The following is a 2,626-nucleotide window of genomic DNA, read 5'->3' as shown; positions in this document are numbered from 1 at the left end:
GCGGACGACCGTCCGTGCCACGTCGAGAGCGGCGCCCGCGACCGTGTCCCCCGGGAGGATGAAGTGGGGCGGCAGCGGCACCTCGGCGGCGAGCTGGTCGGTCTCCCGCTCGATCCGGGCCACGTGCTCCTCCGTGATGTGGTAGCGCTTCTGCTGCATCTCGGGGGTGAAGGCCAGCTCGGCCATCATGACGTAGAGGTCCCGCTGCACCGCGACGAGGATGTCCTTGGTCCGCTGGCTGGTCGCCAGCGCGCGGGCCAGTCCGAGACAGGAGGTGGCCTCGTCGAGGGTGCCGTACGCCTCCGGCCGGGGCGCGTACTTCGGCACGCGGCCGCCGAGGAGGTCGGTGTAGCCCTGGTCGCCCTTGCGTGTGTAAAACATCGCTGCCCCTTTCTCCTCGACGTCAGCGCTTGATGTCGAGGGCGAACGCCGCGACCGTCACCCAACCGGCGGTGTTGTGGGAACCAATGTCGAGGTCCGATCGAGCCACGCGACGGGCCGCGGCGCGCACGATGTCACGTTGTTCTTCCCCTGAGCTTACCCCGCTCGCCGCGCCTCGACTAGCGCTGGACTGGGAGCGCGGGCGTCGGAGGGAGCGTCGCCTAGCCCTGCTGCCTCGGGTTGGGTGCTTCCTCCGCGGTTGCCGGCGCGGCTACGAGTAGGCGTCAGATCGCAGGAGGGAGACGGCTGCGCCGAGGAGCAGGAGTGCTCCGGCGAAGAGCCAGGAGAGCGAGTCGGACGCGTCCGCCAGTGGCCAGGCCCACCAGTCGCGCTCCACGCCGGGGCGCACGCCGAACATGGCGGTCAGGAGGACGAAGCCGACCGGGAGGATCGGGGCCGCGTGCGGGCCGACGAGGCGGCGGCCGAGGAGGGTCAGCCCCACGTAGCCAAGCGTGTTTCTCCCGGCGGCTGGAGCCGGGGCGCTCACGTCCGCTACCCAGAGCAGCCCACAGGCTCCGAGGGCCAGCGCGGCTACTGCCAGGGCGTAGGCCGTGTCGAGCAGCCGCATCGGACGGCAGGCGACGGCTTCCGCCCGTGGGTCGCCCGCCCCGAGCGCGTAGGCCACGATGATCGCCACCGCGAGCGGGAGGAGGAAGGCGAACGGTAGGGCCAGGGTGCTCCCGAAGCGCAAGCTGGGGATAGGGAGCGCCAGGTTGCCGGTCAGCAGCAGGCTGACTGCCAGCGCACAGACGACCGCGACGCAGGCGTGCACCCGCCGCACGCGGAGCCACAGCGTCATTTGGTGGGCTCCAGTGGCGGCCTGACCCCGCAGGCGCGCATGGCGGCCAGGTTGCCCGCGAGCCAGGCCCGCTGCTCCTCCGGCGGGAGCGCGCGCACGGCGGCGACGGTCCCGAGGAGCTCGTCTCCGTTCACGTGGGTGCTCGCGTAGCGGTCCGGCGGCAGTCCGGCGACATCGACAAGCCAGGCGATGACGTAGTCGCGCGACTCAAAGCCAAAATAGGGAACCTCGCTCTTGAGGGCGCAGGGTGGCACCGGCGGTAGCACGCCACGCGCGAGGGACAATACGATCTCCTCCTCATTGTCCGACCAGATTATGACTCTGCCGGTGCTCGACGGGAGCACCTCTGACCACTCTTCGCTAAACCTGGCAGGGAGAGGAACCCCAGCCGCTTGCCAGACGGGCGCCACCTTTGCCACCACGCGGGCGGCGGTGGCCAGCCGCGAGCGGTGCTCGGGCCAGACGCAGACCTGCGGTGGGCCTGGGGCGCAGACCAGCACCGACGGATCGCGCGGCACGGTCGGGTTGGAGTCCATCCCACGCACAAGCCAGAGGCCGGTCGCGATGCCCAGCGCGGCGGCGAGCGACGCCAGACCGAACTGGATCCGGGCGAACGGCTGCCGCAGCAGCGCGAGGGCAGCCAGGAGGAAGCCGGCCACGACCGTGATCGCGCTGGCGACGGCCCGCGGGGCGAGATCCGAGTCGATCGCGCAACAGCCGGCCCAGGCTCCTGTCGGGAAGTCGAGCCAGACCGGGAGAATGGCGGCCGGCAGCGCCATCCAGGTGAACATGAGGAGGAAGGCAGCCGGCACCGCCACCACCGGGCGGAGGCGCAGGCCGATGGCGAAGCCGAGCAGCGCCTGCGCTGTGACGACGCAGGTCTCCACGCCGACGACCCGGAGGTCCGGCCAGGCGAGCACGCCCGCATCCGCGAACCGGATTGCGATCGCGGCGCCGAGCGCCCCGAGCCCGGCGACCAGGACCGGCGCCAGCGACGCCCCTGCTACCACGACCGCCGGGCGTGCGTGGGGCAGCCCCCACCAGCCGGCACGGTGCAGGCGGCCGCCTTCCCAGGCACCGAAGGCTGCCACCGTCGGGCCGATGACCGACACCGTCCAGCCGGCCACGGACGTCAGCGCCAGCGGGTAGGGGTCGTAGGTCGCGGGGTAGATGATGCGGGCGTAGCCCATGGCGACCAGGGCTAGGATCGGCCCGAGCCAGGCGGCCGGGCTGATCCGTAGGATCGTCTGGACGGCCATCAGCGCTCCCCCGTCACGATCTGGGCGTAAGCCGCCTCGGCGGGGCGCGCCCCGCCCCCCGCGGGGGCCCCCCCCCCGCACACCCCCCCCGCCCCCACGAAGCGGATGACGCCGCGGTCTAGTATAA

The 2,626-nt window shown here is 72.2% G+C and carries 3 protein-coding genes; all 3 read right to left on the bottom strand.

Annotated features, from left to right (window positions below; translation table 11 throughout):
* Positions 1–381 (bottom strand): ATP:cob(I)alamin adenosyltransferase (locus IRZ30_RS16940; protein WP_294086872.1); only part of this gene is annotated, 381 nt, incomplete at its 3' end.
* A 271-nt stretch (positions 382–652) separates the two neighbouring features.
* Positions 653–1,240, bottom strand: a complete 588-nt coding sequence (locus tag IRZ30_RS16935) for a hypothetical protein (RefSeq protein WP_294086871.1) — start codon at positions 1,238–1,240, stop codon at positions 653–655.
* Complete coding sequence (locus IRZ30_RS16930) at positions 1,237–2,499, bottom strand: hypothetical protein (RefSeq protein WP_294086870.1); 1,263 nt, start codon at positions 2,497–2,499, stop codon at positions 1,237–1,239. The genes IRZ30_RS16935 and IRZ30_RS16930 overlap by 4 nt, the downstream gene beginning before the upstream one ends.
* Between the last annotated feature and the right edge of the window lie 127 nt (positions 2,500–2,626).

The sequence above is a fragment of the Sphaerobacter sp. genome (assembly GCF_019683595.1).
GTDB lineage: Bacteria > Chloroflexota > Chloroflexia > Thermomicrobiales > Thermomicrobiaceae > Sphaerobacter.
This window is presented reverse-complemented; position numbering and strand designations above follow the sequence as displayed.

Bases quoted from the DNA above. Each gene is read 5' to 3' on its own strand.
- IRZ30_RS16935 (WP_294086871.1), bottom strand. From the start codon at position 1,240: ATGACGCTGTGGCTCCGCGTGCGGCGGGTGCACGCCTGCGTCGCGGTC.
- IRZ30_RS16930 (WP_294086870.1), bottom strand. From the start codon at position 2,499: ATGGCCGTCCAGACGATCCTACGGATCAGCCCGGCCGCCTGGCTCGGG.